The sequence below is a fragment of the Rhodospirillum centenum SW genome (genome assembly GCF_000016185.1).
GTDB classification, from domain to species: domain Bacteria; phylum Pseudomonadota; class Alphaproteobacteria; order Azospirillales; family Azospirillaceae; genus Rhodocista; species Rhodocista centena.
In genome coordinates this window covers 2,639,035-2,654,241 of sequence record NC_011420.2, presented here as the reverse complement: position 1 = coordinate 2,654,241, position 15,207 = coordinate 2,639,035, and the positions used below count along the sequence as shown (strand labels likewise).

The following is a 15,207-nucleotide window of genomic DNA, read 5'->3' as shown; positions in this document are numbered from 1 at the left end:
GGCCCCCCGGACTGCGGCCCGTCACACCGTCCATTCCGGATCGGTGGTGAAGACGATGGTCAGCCAGCGGTCGGGTCCCTCGCCCCCGATCGCCTGTCCGATCTCGTCGCGCAGGCGGTCCCAGTCCTCCAGCCGGCGGGCCGGCCAGTCCCGCGGCACGATGAAGTACAGCTCGATCTGCCGGCCCCGCCCGACGCGGGCGACATAGGACCGGAAGGAGACGAAGCCGTGGCGCTGCACGATGTCCTCGGCGACCGTATTGACCTGCCGGCGCAGGTCGGGCGGCGTCACCAGCAGGATGTCGGCCAGGGCCTGCTTCACCGTGCCGGCCGGCAGCGGGATCAGCACCAGACAGATGAGCGCCAGCACGACCGGGTCGATGTAGGGCGAGATCCAGGCCAGGTCCGTGCCCTGGACCAGATAGCCGATCACGAAGGCGATCAGCAGCGCGGCCGTGAGGCCGGCCGCCATCAGCCAGGCCTTGGCGTCGAGCGCCAGGAAGGCGGACCGGATGGTCCGGTTGGCCCGCGTGGCATAGGCAGCCATCCCCAGGGCGATGGCCAGCGTGATCGCGGCATAGGCGATCGCATGGTCGAAGGCGAGCGCGTGGCCGCCCTCCATCAGGCTGCTCACGGCGGTGATCAGGGCATAGGTGGCGGCCCCCATCAGCAGGATGCCGTTCAGCCCCAGGACCATGGGCTCCAGATGCCAGAAGCCCATGGTGAAGCGTTCGACCAGCCGCCCGTTGACCGGGCCGGTCCCGGTCGAGGACGCGATCAGCCGCGCCACCAGCAGCGCGACGATGGTCATGCTGGCGTCCGTCAGCGAATGGATGCCGTCGAAGACGATGGCGAACGAGCCCGACATCAGCCCGAACAGGATGCCGATGCCCGCCAGCAGGATCGTGACGGCGATGGAAAGGCGCAGGACGCCCTGTTCGGTCCTCATTCCCCGGTCCTCCCCTGCGGTTCCGCGGCCTGGCGCAACCCGGCCAGGAGGGCATCCACGGTCATCCGGTAGCTGCTGTCCGAGCGCAGCCCGCGGAACTCCGGCAGGAGCTGCCGGGTGAGCCTGAAGCGGTCATCCAGATGCCGCTCCATCTCGGCGATGTCCTCCGCCCCGGGCGCGCGCAGGAAGCCCCCGGCTTCGGCGATCGCCAGCCCGATCACGGCCGCGTACCAGCCGTGCCCGGCCTCGACAAGCTGCCGGCCGCGGAATCCCGCCTCCGCCAGCGCGCCGTAGACCATCTCCACATGCACCACATCGGACGGGCCGGTCGTCCAGAACCGCCCCATCAGGGCGAAGGTCCGCGGATGCTCCAGGGCGACCCGGCGGTACTCCAGGGCCAGCCAGCGCAGCCGGTCCTGCCAGGGTGCCGTCCGCTCGGCCGGGCGCAGCCGGGCCGTCAGCGCGTCCGCCATGGCCCGCAGCAGGCCCTCCTTGGACTTGAAATGATAGAGCACGGCCATGGCGTCGCAGCCGATGTGCAGCCCCAGCTTGCGCAGGCTGAAGCCGGCCTCGCCGGTCCGTTCCATCAGGGTGATCGCCGCCGCGACGATGGCCTCGCGCGACAGGGCCCGCGTTTCGGCGCCCCGCTTCTCCGACATCTGTCCGTCTCCTGTCCGGGATCGTCCGGGGGGAGACGCATCGACCTGCCGCCCGCGGAACTCTACACCGTAGAATTTCTACGGCGTAGAGATGGGGGCTGCCGGCCCGGCGTCAACCGCCCTGCGACAAGCGGGCAGGGAAGGTGCGTGTGAAGACCGGCGTCAGGGGGCCGGGGCATCCCGGATCGAACGCCGCCGGCATTCGATTTTCCCCCTCCGCCCCCGTCGCGGACGGGGGAAGCGGATCACGGATCACGCGCCCTGGGATTCTCTGCCGTCAGTCAGCGGTCATGCCCGCAGGGTGGGGGGAATTCCGGTGCGCGAAATACTGGGCGGGCGTGCTCCCCAGGGCCTTCTTGAACATCGTGATGAAGGCGTTGACCGATTCGTACCCCAGTCCGGCAGCGACATTCTGCACCGTCTCACCCCGCGCCAGTTCCCGCAGGGCGACAACCAGGTGAAGTTGCTGCCGCCAGCGCCCGAACGTCAGTCCCGTCTCGCGGATGAACAGACGCGCCAATGACCGTTCACTCATCGCCACCCGCTTCGCCCAATCTCTCAAGGTGCTGCGGTCCGCAGGATCGGCCGTCAGGGCATCGGCAATCGCCCGGATCTTCGGATTGCCGGAAATCGGCAGATTGAGCCGCTCCTGAGGCATTTCCGCGAGTTCATCCAGCAGCACGCGGGCCAGCCGGGCGGCATGGCTGTCGGCCGTGTAATCCGCGCGCTCGCGCGCCAGGCGCTCGACCATTTCCTGGATCATTGATGAAATCGACAGCGTGCAACTGCTCTCCGGCAGTCTTGCCGCCCCCGGTTCCACGAACAGATAGGTGAGCCGCGCATTGGCGGTCGCGCGGGCGCTGTGGGGCACGCCGCCCGGAATCCACACCCCGCACCGGGGCGGCACGACCCAGACCTCATTGCCCGCCGTACAGGTGACGGCGCCGTGCAGGGCCAGGATCAACTGTCCCTTGCGATGCACATGCACCGGCACTTCCGCCCCATGGTCCGCGAAATCGAGCTTGTGGGCGACGGCCGGCAGAAGCGTGAGGTCGGGATCGAAGACGGCGACGGCAGACGACAGGACGGGCATGTGATTGGCCGTTTTCAGGGATTTCCTGTCAGAATACCGAATTTAATTGATCATGCAAATTACTCACAATCGGCGGCATGAACACGCCGTCGCCCCTCTGTCCCCGCCTGACCAGGGCCTGTGCAGCCGTGCTGCGGGCGGGACCGGACCGTCTGCGCACGCCCGCCATGAGGGCCGATGCCGATGCGATCCTCTTTTCGGCCAAGAGCTTCGCCGCCGCGATGCTGGCCTATTACCTGTCGCTGCGCATCGGGCTGCCCAAGCCGTTCTGGGCCATCGTCACCGTCTATATCGTGTCCCAGACATCGGCCGGGGCGTCGCTCAGCCGGGGTGTGTATCGCTTCGCCGGGACGCTCATCGGTGCGATCGCGACGGTGGCGATCGTGCCGAATTTCGTGAATGACCCCGTTCTGTGCAGCCTTGTCCTCGCTGGCTGGATCGGCCTGTGCCTGTTCTTCTCGCTGCTGGACCGCACCCCACGCGCCTATGCCTTCGTTCTTTCAGGTTACACGGCAAGCCTGATCGGCTTTCCCGGCGTGCTTGATCCCGCTGCGGTTTTCGATACGGCCTCCCTGCGCGTCCAGGAGATTTCCATCGGGATTCTCTGCGCGGCCCTGATCCACCGGTACGTCCTGCCGAAGCCGATGACGGGCCAGTTCACCGGCAAGCTCGCGGCGACGCTGCGGGATGCCCGCCGGCTGGCCGGCGACGCGCTGACGGGAACGCCGGAAGACAACCGCACAGACCGCCGGCAGCTTTCCCTCGACCTTCTGACGCTTCAGGGGCTGGCGACGCATCTGCCCTATGATCCCGCTCCGGTGACGCCGCGGCGCAGGACGCTGCAGCTTATCCATGACCGGCTGGCCCGGCTGCTTCCCCTGACGGCGGACATCGAAGACAGGGTGCATCGTCTCGGCATCGGCACGGGCGAGGATGACCTGAGCGCATTGGTCGGTGCTGTCCGGGCCTGGATTGACACCACGGATGCGGATGACGGCGAGACGGCCGCCCGGCTGATGGGGCGGGCACGGGCGGTCCAGAAACAGTTGGCCGCGGGGGCAGCACCGCCCGGCGGGATCATCGGCGCCAATCTCGCCGGCCACCTGGCCGAAATGATCGGGCTGCTGCATGACTGCGACAGGCTCGGGCAGGGCATGACCGCCCGGTGGCACGCCCGGAGGGCGGCATCGCTGCACGGGCCGGCGCGGGCAAGGGGATACGTCTATCACCGCGATCCGTGGATGGCGGCCCGTGCCGCGCTGGGCTGCATCGTCGGCATCCTCGGCGGCTGCGCCTTCTGGATAGGATCGGCCTGGCCGGAGGGCGGAACGGCCGTCTCCATTCTCGGCGTCTGCTGCACCCTGTTCGGCACCTTCGACGCGCCGGTGCCCTTTGTCGTCAAATACATCGTCGGCTCGATCTACGGGGTGCTGATCAGCCTCGTCTACAGTTTCGTCGTCCTTCCCCAGGTCACGGACTTCGGCGTTCTTGTGGCGGTCCTTGCCCCGGCCTTCCTGTTCGCCGGCTCGCTGCAGGCGCGACCGCCGACGACATTCATGGCAATGGGCATCACCCTCACCATTCCGATCCTCTCGGAACTGGGCACCAGTTACACAGGCGACTTCGCCGCCTCGCTCAACACCGTGATCGCGCTCTTTGCGGCGGTCGGGTTCGCGGCGGTCAGCATGTCCCTGTTCCAGACCGTACCGGCGCCCGTGGCGATCCATCGGCTGCTTCGCGTCAGCCGACGGGATGTCGGTCGCCGCGCCCGGGGCGCTGCGCCGAACGAGGCGCACTGGACAAGCCTGATGATCGACCGGACGGCCTTGCTGCTGCCACGGCTGCGGGCGTCCGGGCAAGCCGATGCGGACGTCCTTGACGATACGCTGCGCCATCTCCGCATCGGGCATGCCGCCGGCCGGCTCCGCAAGACGATCCCCCGGACCACGGGCGAGGCCGGCGCGGCGGTCGGCGCGCTTCTGTCCGCGATCGCCGCGTGCTTTCGCGCCGGAAAGCCGACAGATCCGGCCGATCTCGTCGACCTCGATCAGCGCATTGAAACACTCATGGCGATGATGGGCGACGGGGCACACAGCAGCCGGTCGCGGACGGTCGATCTGCTCATCGACCTCCGCTTCGCCCTCGGTGCCGGTGGCACGGCAAGCAAGGAGAATACGGCTCATGATCGTTGATCTGACTGTCGGCGGCGTCTTCGTCCCCGGTCTGGTGGTGCTCGGGTTCATCGCGCTGATCACCACCATGGCATTGATGCGCGTCTGCACCGCCACCGGCATCTCCCGCCTGTTCGCGTTTCGGCCGCTCGTCGAGGTCGCCACCTTCCTCATCCTCTACGGCCTGCTCACGCGGTACCTGCCACTGACCGGACTGATGTCGTGAAACCTTTCCTGCTTCTGCTCGGCCGCTATGCCCTGACTCTGGGCGTGGTCGCCATCGCCGCCTTCGTCGCCGTCGGGGCCTGGCGCCAGTACGAGCGAACGCCGTGGACCCGCGACGGACGGGTCGGCGCGGATGTCATACAGATCGCGCCGGAAGTCTCCGGTACGATCCGCTCCGTGCCTGTGGCCGACAATCAGTATGTCAGACGGGGCGATATTCTCTACGAGATCGACCCCGAGCGGCTGCGGCTGGCCGTGGCGTTGGCGGAGGCCGACCTCGAAGCCAGACGTCAGGAGATGATCGTCAGTCAGGCGACGGCGCGTCGGCGCAGCCAGCTCAGGAACGTCGTTTCACAGGAAGCCTTGCAGCAATCCAGCGGGGCGGCAGCGGTGGCCGGTGCGGCTTATCAGGCAGCGGTTGCCGCCCTCGATCTGGCCCGGCTCGACCTTGCCCGTTCAACGATCCGTTCGCCGGTCGACGGTTATGTCACCAATCTGAGGCTTCGGCCCGGCGACTACGCGACGGCGGGCACGACCAGGGTCGCCATCCTCGCCGCATCCAGCTTCTGGATCACCGGCTATTTCGAGGAGACAAAGATCCACATGATCCGCGTCGGAAGCCCGGCGCGGATCATGCTGATGGGCTTTGACCGGCCGGTGACCGGCCATGTCGAAAGTATCGGCCGGGGTATCGAGAACAGCAACGACGCGCCGGGTCATCTCGGCCTGCCCGATGTGGCGGCGACATTCTCCTGGGTCCGTCTTGCCCAGCGCATTCCGGTCCGCATCCATATCGACCAGATGCCTTCCGACGTGGAACTGGCGGCAGGGATGACAGCGACGGTCGAGATCATCCCCTGAAAGGCTGAAGAAACCGGCAGGCAGATGAAAGCCGCCGGAGCTGGATGCCCGCAGGGGAGTGGGAGCAGCCCCGCGGCCTGTTCTTCAGCCCCCGGCCCCTCAGCCCCCGCCCCTCAGCCCCCGTCTGCCAGCCTGCCGTCCGGCACCATGCCGGCGGGGAGCGGGGCCGCCGCCTGCCCCGCCGGAGCCACCTTGGGGGCTGTCGTGGCGGCCGGCGCCGGGCGTTTCGGCCCGCGCGAGCGGGCATGCAGCCAGGCCGGCAGCGTCAGCGACGCCAGCGCCAGGAGGCCGATCCCGCTGGCCGCCACGGGACCGGGGTCCCCCGTCCAGGTGACCAGCCAGGCCGCCAGATACACGACCAGCACATGCCAGGCGTAGACCTGAAGCGAGTGCTGCCCCAGGAACACCAGCCAGGGCAGGCGGAAGAAGCGGTCCATCAGCCGGGCAAGGGCGCGGACCGGCGCCCAGTGCGACTCCGGTCCCAGGATCAGCAGCCAGAGCACGAGCCCGAGATAGACCAGGAAGTTCACCACATGCAGGACGCTGAAGTGGAAGCGGACGAAGCTGCCGCCGAAGGTCTCGCTGAAGTCCGGTCCCAGCAGTTCCAGCTTGAACACCAGCTTGGCGGCCAGGAAGAACACCGCCCCCCCGGCCAGCAGCAGGAACAGGCCGCGGCAGTGGGTCCGCACCCAGGCGGCCGGGTCGATCCGGCCCGAGGTCATGCCGAAGCCGACCCAGACGCCGAAGACGAACAGCACCTGCCAGCCCAGCGGGTCGAAGCCCCAGCGGATCTCGAAGGCCGGCACCGCCAGCCGGACGGCCCCTTCGGCCAGGGAGGCGAGCGCGCCCGGCAGGCCGGTCTGTGCCAGCATCCAGAGCAGCACGCTGCCGGCCAGCAGTTCCAGCGTCCGCCCCGACCGCATCAGGGCGATCATGGCCGGGGTCAGGGCCAGATAGATCATGTACATCGGCAGGATGTCCATGAAGGTCGGCTGGTAGAGCAGCGTCCCGGCCGACGCCACCGCCACGTCGAAGTCGCGGTAGAACAGGGGCGCCATCGTCTCCCAGGCGGCGCTGCCCGTCGCCAGGATCAGCACGGCGACGGCCAGCAGCACCCAGGCATGGTAGCGCAGGATCGTCAGCACCCGGTCACGGATGCGCGTCCGCATCAGGGCGTCGCCCTTCTTCAGGGCCAGCCCGCCGTAGAACAGCCCGGAGACGACGCCGGACAGCAGCACGAAGCCCTGCGCGTCCTCCACGAAACCCAGCTTGGCGTGGTTCACCGCCGCGAACGGCAGCGGGATCGTGCCGTTCAGGTGGTTGATCAGCATGAAGACCAGGAAGAAGCCCCGGAAACCGTCGATCAGGACATAGCGCGGCATGCGGCCATCCTTGTGGACATCGGAGTTGGGCGTCGGACTGCCGGGCCGCGACAGCGCCGCGGGCGGCCCCGGGGGTGCCCCCGTCGGGGGGCGGCGGCGCGCTAGGCGCCCAGGCTGCCGGGCGCCGCAGACGCGCCCGGTACTGGGGCGCCCGGTGCTGGCGCGCGCGGCGCGGAAGGCTGGAACCGGGCGTCCTGGGAGATCAGGCGCGCAGCGATCCAGGCGAGCAGGAACAGCACGAACGGGGTGATGCAGCGCGAGGAGTAGAGGTAGACGAAGCGCGGCAGCTCCACCATGGTCAGGAACAGCACCGGATAGACCGCCAGCGAGACCAGATGCCCGCGGCTGGCCCGCAGATGGGTCAGGAACAGCAGCGTCACCAGCAGCGCCAGCACACCCGCCCCCCACCAGCCGAAATCCGACAGCAGCACGGCCAGCCCGCCGGGGTTGGTCATCTCCTCGTTGCCGACATCGTACTGCTCGATCAGGATGTTGATCTGGCTCTGGGCCTCCTCCTCCGCGAGGCCGAAGCGCGCGCCGATGCTGCGCAGGCCGCGCAGATAGAACTCCGTGGTGTAGAAGTACTGCTCCTTCAGCATGAAATAGAATTTGTTCGTCACGTCCGTGTAGTAGAGCGCCAGACGCTCCAGGTTCCATTGCAGGATGAAGCCCAGATCCAGGTGCCCCCAGCCGGTATCGCGGACGAACTTGGCGTAGAAGCTGCGGAAGATCTCCGCCGTGACGAACAGGACCGGCACCGCGACCCCGATCAGCACCAGACGGGTCAGCGGAATCAGCATCTGCCGCAGCAGCGCGAGGCTGACCAGCGCCACCACCGCGAACTCCATCAGCGCCAGCCGTTCGGCCAGCAGGAAGGCGCGCACGGCCAGCACCACCGCCAGCCAGAGCAGCTCGCGCCGGTACGGCCGCTGCCGCGCCAGCGAGAGGTAGAGGAACGGCCCGATGGCGAACAGGTAGGACTGGCTGAGGATGTTCACCCCGCCCAGGTCGGCCATGGCCGCCTTCATGGAGAAGATCGAGCCGCTGTAATGCGGGATGCACCAGGCCAGGATGCCGACGTTGGCGACGACCGCGACCCAGATCAGGATGCGCATGAACAGGTAGAGCGTGTCGCGGAACGGCGCCTCCAGCCGTTCCGGCCGCGGATCGAAGCGCGGGTCCAGCACCGCGGTGTAGAGCGCATAGGCCCCCAGCAGCAGGCCGGCCAGGACGAGGCAGGTCAGCAGATGCTCCAGCGGCCCCACCATCTTCACGATCTCCATGTACTCCATGGGGACCAGGTAGGGCAGCAGGGTCAGCATCAGGAACGCGGCCACGGCGTAGGCCGGGTTGCCGACGTTCGCCACGGGCCGGCCGTCGGCACCGGGCAGCAGGATGCCGGCCGGGCTGTTGCGGGCTGCCCTGGGGGCCGCTGCGGGGAATGTGGGCGCCTGCATCTCTCGCGCTCGCTGGCAACGGGCACCGCCCGCGGGGACGGTCACCGGGGGGCGGAACGCGGGTGCAGCAAGGCGGGTTCCCGGGGTCGGCCACCAGGGCCGCCCCGGGACCGGAGGGACTACCCAGACCGCGCCGCCCGGCACCGGCCGGCCAGGGAGCCGGCCGGGCGGGGCGCGTCGGCGGGTGTGCGGTCAGGCCGCGGCGGCGTCCACCCCGACCAGGCCGATGGAGTCCAGATCGACATGCAGGATGCCGTTGCAGAACATCCGGCCGGCCTTGCCCGGATCGATCACGGTGCCGTCGATCTCGATCCGGTCGATCTCCAGGTTGCGGTCCTTTCCCGGCCCGCCGTAGAGATCGTTGGCGTACTGGATGGAGAGCCGGTCCGGCAGGCCGCCATCTCCCAGATCGCCGTCCCCCAGATCGCCATCCCCCAGATCGAAGGTGAAGACCTGCCAGCCCGTGCCGCGCTGGGTGGTGACGTCCTGCACCGCGCCGACCTGCTGCCCGTCCGCCAGCAGGCGGAACTCGGCATCGCCCCTGTAGCTGTTGCCGGCAGCGTAGACCTTGACCGTGGTGCCACCGCCGTCGGCCGGGCCGGGGGCCTTGTCCCGCGCCGGAACCGCCGGATCGGTGTCGGGCGCGGGCTTCCCGTCCGCAGGGCTGCTGTCCAGGGGTCTGCTGTTCTGGGGACTGCTGTTCTGGGGACTGCCGGCCGACGGGCCGGCCTCGCCCTTCCAGGCGCCGCGGCTGCCGACCGTGCCGCTCTGCACCACGTCGCCGACGCGGTCCAGGATGACGACGGGCTTGTTGCCGGGGCTTTCGATCAGATTGTTCTCCAGCCGCACATCGTCGATGGCGCGGCCGCGCAGCAGGATGCCGTCCTTCACCGCGTCCACGATCCCGTTGCCGCGGATGACGATGTCCTCCAGCATCCGCCCGGTGCCGCTGAACAGGGTGATCGCCCCCTGGCCGGTGTTCCAGCCGCCGACATTCTCGACGTGGTTCTTCTCGACCGTGACGTTGCGGACGCCGAAGGTGTCGTAGGCGGGTTCGGAGGCGAGATAGATCCCGGCCCGCCCGGCCTTGTTGCCCTCGACATGGTTGTCCCGGATGGTCACGTCCTCGCCGCCCACCACCGAGATGTTGCGGCCCCAGAGATTGTCCGTGACGGTGTTGCCGGTGATGGTGATGTCGCGCACAGGCGCGCCGTTCCTCATGTAGCTGACGACGGCGATGCCGTCGTCGCCGCCGCCCGACACCCGGTTCCCGCTGACCACGATGTCGTGCGATGCCTGGGAGATGTGGATGGAGTCGGCGTTGGTGCTGCGCACCGTGTTGTTGCTGATGCGCCCGTCCGAGGCGCCGTAGCCGACCAGGATGCCGGCCCCGAAGGAGTTGTTGATGGTGACATGGTCGATCACCCAGTCGCGGGCGCCGGTCACCCAGATCTTCGTGCTGTCGCCGGTATAGCCGCGGCTGGTGGCGTCGCTGTCCAGCGTCAGGTTGCGGATCGAGCCGCCGCTGCCGGACAGGCGCACCGTCTGGTCGTCGAAGCTGGAGGACGCGCCGACCGCCTTGAGGACGGACTTCGCCCCGGCCCCCACCAGATCCACGCCGTCGGCGTGCAGCATGCCCTTGTGCAGGAAGGTTCCTTCGGGAACGTAGACCGTCTTGCCGGTGGTCTTGGCGTGGTCGAGCGCCTTCTGGATGGCGACCTTGTTGTCGGTGCGCCCGTCGCCGCGGGCGCCGAAATCGGTGATGGAAACCTGCGTTGCCATTGCGTCGGTCCTGATCCGTTATCGCGGGGGAGCCGGCGCGCCCCGGCCGGAGAGGCCGGGGAACCCCGGGAGTGCCGCGGTCGGGCCCTGTCCTGACGCCATGCGTCGCAGGAAAGGCGCCGACCGCCGGGGCAAACTCCGGGGTCGTGGTTAATGAAATGTAAATTACGCCAGGAGAGGGGCAGCCAAGGTTCCGGATTTAAGCAGTTTCCGCCCCTGTTCCCGTAATAAAGGCCGGAGCAGAAAGCGGTCAATGCTGTGACTTTTTACATGTCATCCCGGTCACGAGCTGAGACATCTGCTGTCAGAGCACGGCTCTGTAGGCGGCAGCCGTCTGTTCCCCTATCCGGTCCCAGGCCAGGGATTCCAACGGCGCCCGCGGTGGACGGGGCTGGGACAGAAACCGGCCCAGGGCGTGACGGAGGATGTCGGGTGAGATCTCGCCCCGGAAAAGCTGCACCCACTCCGCCCCGACCAGCCCCTGAAGCTCCCGCAGGCTGCCCAGATCGGGCACCAGCACCGGCCGGTCGAAGGACAGGGCGAGAATCGCGGAGCCGGAATTCAGGATGCGCCGGAAGGGCAGCACCACCAGATCGGCGGCGTTGAGGTAGAGCTGCATGTCGTCGCCGTCCACGAAGGCGTCGATCAGCCGGATGCGCGGATCGTGCGCCGTCACCATGCCGATCTCCGCCGCCAGCTCGGCGGTGTGGACATGACCGGCGATCAGCAGCCGCAGGTCCGGGTCGGGCAGATCGGCGAAGGCGCGGGCCAGGGCGGCCACGTTCTTGTAGGCGCGGATGTTGCCGACGAAGGCCAGCACCCGCTCCGTGCCGGTATAGCCCAGCCGCTGCCGGGCCGTGGCCCGGTCGATCCCGTTGGCGTAGGCGGCGCGGAAGTCCCCGTGCGGGATGACGAAGCCGGGAATGCGGGAGAGCCGGGGCTTCGAGCGGACAAGCTGCGCCCGGGAGGAGTCGGAGAGGTAGATCACCCCGTCCAGCATCGGCAGCAGCAGGCGCCAGTACAGCCGCTCCAGCAGCGGGTGGCCGGGTTCGTGCGGGCCTTCGTTGTGGGCGGTCCAGACGATCCGCGCCCCCTTCCGGCGCTGCGCCCCCAGGACGGAGAAGAAGGCGCCGAAACGGGCCAGATCGCGGGCGCCCGGGCTGCGGGTGACGAACTTTTCCGGATGGTGCAGGTGCACGATGTCGTAGCGCCCCATCAGGCAGCGCCGCGGGGTGAACTCGTCCACCACCATGCCCTGCGCCTCGACGCTTCCGGCCAGCAGGGCATGGAAAGGCTGCGTCGCCCGGAAGCGGTCCTTGGGGGCAGCCAGAACGCAGACCGGACGGCCCGCCGCGTCCGGGGGAGACACCGCCACCGGGCCGGAGGCGGCCGCGGACCTGACAACCGCTGTGCGCGGCTCGGGGGGGCGGGACCCGGGCGGGCCGGTGTCGTGCGGATCGGGATCGGGCAGGTTGCGGGCCGGCGACGGACGGGTCATGAACTGCCTCCGAGGGGGATGCTCTGGGCCACAAACGTCCCATGGCGGGCCGGGTTGCGACACCGTCCGACGGAGCTACCCCGCGTCCCCGCCGGGCTGACGCTTCCGGGTCCGGCGCCCACCGCCGTCCTGCGGCGTTATCCCGTCGGACACGCCGGCGCCCCCGCCCGTGCGGCCCCCGCCCGTTTCTGCCCTTTCCGTTCCCGATCGAGGCTGTCGCCGTCGCCATGCCCCATATCGACCTGCCTTGCCCCGTTGTCGCCGCCACGCCGGAGTCTGCCGCCCACTTCGTCGGCTTTCACGACATCTGCCCCTGGTCGCCTGCCGGTGACCTGCTGGCCGTCCACCGCATCCCGGCCGGATACGAGCGCACGCCCCGGCCCGACGACGTGGCGGAGATCTGCCTCTGGTCGCCCGGCGACGGGCGGGTGGAGCCGGTGGGCGAGACCCAGGCCTGGAACCTGCAACAGGGCTCCCGGCTGCAATGGCGGCCGGGAGCGGCCCGGACGCTGGTCTGGAATGTCCGCCGCGGCGACCGCTTCGGAGCGGTGCTGCGCGACCTCGCGGCCGGCACGGAGCGGGAGCTGCCGCACCCGGTCCATGCCCTGCACCCGGCCGGGCGCTGGTCGCTGGCGCCGGGCTTCGCCCGGCTGAACCGGCACTATGAATCCTACGGCTATGCCGGCGGCAGCGGCCCCGGCCTGGACCAGGACATGCCGGAGACGGACGGGATCTGGCGCCTGGACCTGGAGACGGGGACGGCGCAGCTCGTCGTCTCCGTGGCGCAGGCCGCGACCCTGGGCGGGCTGGCGGTGGACCCGCCGGTGCCGCACATCGTGACGCACCCGTGCTGGAGCCCGTCGGGCGTCCGCTTCTGCTTCATCCACCGCTACTGGACCGCGGCCGGGGAGATGCTGTCACGGCTGATGGTGGCCGATCCCGACGGCGGCGGGCTGCGCCTGGTCTCCGACGATCGGGTGTCGCATTTCGACTGGCTGGACGACGACACGCTCTGCGTCTGGGCCCGCACCGGCATGAAGCAGCTCGGCACCCTGCGCAACCGCGGCCTGTTGCAGAATCCGCTGGTCCGACCGCTGGTGAAGGTCGCCAAGAGCCTGCGCCCCGACCTGAAGCGGCGGCTGAACAATGCCGGCTACTGGAAGATCGACGTGCTGGGCCGGCGGCCGATGGAGCTGATCGGGGAACGGATCGAGGACGGCCACCAGATGTTCTCCGCCGACCGGCGCTGGATGCTGACCGACACCTATCCCGATGCGGACCGGCAGCAGACCCTGATGCTGTTCGACCTGCGCGACGGACCGATCTACGACATCGCCCGGCTGCCGGCGCCCGACCACGCGGACCACGACCACCGCTGCGACCTGCACCCGCGCTGGAATCGGGATTCGACCCTGGTCTGCGTGGACAGCGACGGGTGCGGCGTGCGCCAGGTGCTGATCCTCGACCCCGCCCCCGTCTTCGCCGCGGCCGGGTGCCGCGCCGTCGCCTGACGCGGCCGGCAGCGAGGCTCAGGCCTCGCGGTCGAAGCGCAGCTTCATCAGCAGGATGAGGACGGAGAGCCCGAGCGTCACCGTGTTCGCCAGGATCACCGGCCACGCCCCCAGCAGCAGCCCGTAGGCGAGCCAGAGCAGGACGCCCAGGGTGAACAGCGCGAAGGTGGGCAGCGACACGTCGCGCGCGCTGCGGGTGCGCCAGATCTTCACCGCCTGCGGCAGGAAGGCGACCGTGGTCAGGGTCGCGGCGCCATAGCCGATCATCTCGGTCAGGCCCGCCGCGGAAAACGCAGGCGCGGAAAGGGCGCTCTGGGACAGGGGATCGGCCGGCATGATCCTCGCGGGGGGCGTCTCTCGTGGCCGGCGTCCCTCGCAGGCGGCGGGGGCCGTGCCGGTCCGGTCGGGCGTGCGCCCGGCGGCTAGCGCCTGACAGAAGGCACCGCGGGTCCGGCGGGAGAGGATGGACGGAGACGGGGAACCGGGATGAAGGCCGGCCGGCGCGGGGGGCTCCGCATCGCCCCCGGCCAGCCGGCGGTAGTGGAGGGATCGAAGGAGGCCGGTTACTGGCGGACGAGCCGGTCCAGCTCCTCCTTCACGCGCAGTTTCTCGAACTTCAGGCGCTGGATGGTGACGGTGTCCTTGTAGGTGCGGGACTGCGCGTCATCGATCTGCCGGTCCAGCCGGGCGTGACGTTCGCGAAGACTCATGATCCTCGGTTCTGCTGTCATGGTCCACTCCTGTTGCCACACCCCCATCCTGCACCGGCTCCGCGGGACGGGGCCAGCGGCGAATCCGCCGATCCGACCCCGCCGGCCGTTCCATCCGCGCATGGCATGGCGCCATAAGGATAGGTCCGGCCGGACGAGCCCGGCCCCGGCCGGGGCAGAACGGTCCGGCCGGGGCACCCCGACGGCGACCGCCGCCCCCGCCGTTCAGGCGAGGCTGGAGCGGGACGGACAGGTGTTGATCCCCAGCAGGGGATAGAGCGGGCACCAGCGCAGCGTCGCAGTGGCGATCGGCACGAGACCGAGCAGCCCGACCCAGCGCACATTGCCCTCCAGCAGGACGAGCAGTGACAAAAGGCAGACACCCACGACGAACCGCAGGATGCGATCAATGCCTCCGACATTCGGTTTCATGCCATACTCTCCCGCGTGCGGCCCCGCCCGGCCCGACGCCCGGCGGTCTTGACCGCTCGACCCGCAATCATTACCTTCGAAGACATGCAGGTAATTGACATGGATCAGGCCGCAGACGCGGCCGTGGAGCTGTTGAAGGCGCTGGCGAACCCGGTGCGCCTGAAGCTGCTCTGCTTCCTGGTGGAACAGGAACGCTCGGTGGGGGAGATCGCCTCCCGCCTGGGCGTGCGCGAGACGCTGGTCTCGCAGCATCTGTCCCTGCTGCGCCGCGACAAGCTGGTCGCCTACCGGCGCGACGGCCAGACCCTGTGGTACAGGCTGGCCGACCCCAACGCCCGGCAGATCATCGAGACGCTGTACGGCATCTTCTGCCCGGTCGCGCCGAAATGCCCGGACGCGGCCGGCCATGCGGACTGACCTGCTGCCGGTTCCGTCGGGCAGGTCCGGTCGGCAGGTCCTGTAAGGACCCGCCCCCATC

The 15,207-nt window shown here is 69.3% G+C and carries 15 protein-coding genes; 5 read left to right on the top strand and 10 right to left on the bottom strand.

Going from position 1 to position 15,207, the window contains the following annotated elements; translation table 11 throughout:
* Positions 1-21: 21 nt before the first annotated feature.
* The 3 genes from RC1_RS12385 to RC1_RS12375 all read right to left on the bottom strand — a co-directional run bounded on the left by RC1_RS12385 (position 22) and on the right by RC1_RS12375 (position 2,700).
* Complete coding sequence (locus RC1_RS12385; protein WP_012567743.1) at positions 22-948, bottom strand: cation diffusion facilitator family transporter; 927 nt, start codon at positions 946-948, stop codon at positions 22-24.
* The gene (locus RC1_RS12380; protein ID WP_012567742.1) at positions 945-1,607 is read right to left on the bottom strand and encodes a TetR/AcrR family transcriptional regulator; all 663 of its coding nucleotides are present in this window, start codon (positions 1,605-1,607) and stop codon (positions 945-947) included. The genes RC1_RS12385 and RC1_RS12380 overlap by 4 nt, the downstream gene beginning before the upstream one ends.
* Positions 1,608-1,884: 277 nt before the next feature.
* Complete coding sequence (locus RC1_RS12375) at positions 1,885-2,700, bottom strand: AraC family transcriptional regulator (protein ID WP_012567740.1); 816 nt, start codon at positions 2,698-2,700, stop codon at positions 1,885-1,887.
* Positions 2,701-2,867: 167 nt separating this feature from the next.
* Between RC1_RS12375 and RC1_RS12370 the strand changes: the two genes are divergently transcribed.
* From RC1_RS12370 to RC1_RS12360, 3 genes are read left to right on the top strand one after another with little or no spacing between them, the layout of a single operon-like run.
* Positions 2,868-4,892: an FUSC family protein gene (locus RC1_RS12370; protein ID WP_234703775.1), complete on the top strand. Its 2,025-nt coding sequence runs from the start codon at positions 2,868-2,870 to the stop codon at positions 4,890-4,892.
* Positions 4,882-5,097 carry a DUF1656 domain-containing protein gene (locus tag RC1_RS12365; protein ID WP_012567738.1) on the top strand — a complete coding sequence of 72 codons (216 nt, stop codon included), beginning with the start codon at positions 4,882-4,884 and terminating at the stop codon, positions 5,095-5,097. Before RC1_RS12370 ends, RC1_RS12365 begins: the two co-directional genes overlap by 11 nt.
* Positions 5,094-5,957, top strand: a complete 864-nt coding sequence (locus RC1_RS12360) for an efflux RND transporter periplasmic adaptor subunit (RefSeq protein WP_012567737.1) — start codon at positions 5,094-5,096, stop codon at positions 5,955-5,957. The genes RC1_RS12365 and RC1_RS12360 overlap by 4 nt, the downstream gene beginning before the upstream one ends.
* Before the next feature lie 113 nt (positions 5,958-6,070).
* On the opposite strand, the gene RC1_RS12355 is transcribed toward RC1_RS12360, so the two are convergent.
* From RC1_RS12355 to RC1_RS12340, 4 genes are all read right to left on the bottom strand, one after another.
* Entirely contained in the window at positions 6,071-7,339 is a 1,269-nt protein-coding gene (locus RC1_RS12355; RefSeq protein ID WP_012567736.1) for an OpgC family protein, read from the bottom strand.
* 101 nt (positions 7,340-7,440) lie between these two features.
* Positions 7,441-8,796, bottom strand: a complete 1,356-nt coding sequence (locus RC1_RS21780) for an oligosaccharide repeat unit polymerase (RefSeq protein WP_012567735.1) — start codon at positions 8,794-8,796, stop codon at positions 7,441-7,443.
* A 192-nt stretch (positions 8,797-8,988) separates the two neighbouring features.
* On the bottom strand, positions 8,989-10,578 hold the full coding sequence (locus RC1_RS20170; RefSeq protein ID WP_012567734.1) for a glycosyl hydrolase family 28-related protein: 1,590 nt from the start codon (positions 10,576-10,578) through the stop codon (positions 8,989-8,991).
* A 304-nt stretch (positions 10,579-10,882) separates the two neighbouring features.
* Positions 10,883-12,076 (bottom strand): glycosyltransferase, encoded by a 1,194-nt coding sequence (locus RC1_RS12340; protein ID WP_012567733.1) that lies wholly within the window; start codon positions 12,074-12,076, stop codon positions 10,883-10,885.
* A 227-nt stretch (positions 12,077-12,303) separates the two neighbouring features.
* On the opposite strand from RC1_RS12340, the gene RC1_RS12335 reads away from it, so the two are divergent.
* Positions 12,304-13,587 carry a TolB-like translocation protein gene (locus tag RC1_RS12335; protein WP_012567732.1) on the top strand — a complete coding sequence of 428 codons (1,284 nt, stop codon included), beginning with the start codon at positions 12,304-12,306 and terminating at the stop codon, positions 13,585-13,587.
* Between the two features lie 18 nt (positions 13,588-13,605).
* Here RC1_RS12335 and RC1_RS12330 read toward each other — a convergent pair whose 3' ends face one another.
* The 3 genes from RC1_RS12330 to RC1_RS12325 all read right to left on the bottom strand — a co-directional run bounded on the left by RC1_RS12330 (position 13,606) and on the right by RC1_RS12325 (position 14,729).
* Positions 13,606-13,923: a SemiSWEET family sugar transporter gene (locus RC1_RS12330; RefSeq protein ID WP_012567731.1), complete on the bottom strand. Its 318-nt coding sequence runs from the start codon at positions 13,921-13,923 to the stop codon at positions 13,606-13,608.
* A 227-nt stretch (positions 13,924-14,150) separates the two neighbouring features.
* Positions 14,151-14,297: a YdcH family protein gene (locus tag RC1_RS20820; RefSeq protein ID WP_336884696.1), complete on the bottom strand. Its 147-nt coding sequence runs from the start codon at positions 14,295-14,297 to the stop codon at positions 14,151-14,153.
* Between the two features lie 225 nt (positions 14,298-14,522).
* The gene (locus RC1_RS12325; RefSeq protein ID WP_012567729.1) at positions 14,523-14,729 is read right to left on the bottom strand and encodes a YgaP family membrane protein; all 207 of its coding nucleotides are present in this window, start codon (positions 14,727-14,729) and stop codon (positions 14,523-14,525) included.
* 99 nt (positions 14,730-14,828) lie between these two features.
* Between RC1_RS12325 and RC1_RS12320 the strand changes: the two genes are divergently transcribed.
* Entirely contained in the window at positions 14,829-15,146 is a 318-nt protein-coding gene (locus RC1_RS12320; protein ID WP_049766703.1) for an ArsR/SmtB family transcription factor, read from the top strand.
* Positions 15,147-15,207 lie beyond the last annotated feature (61 nt).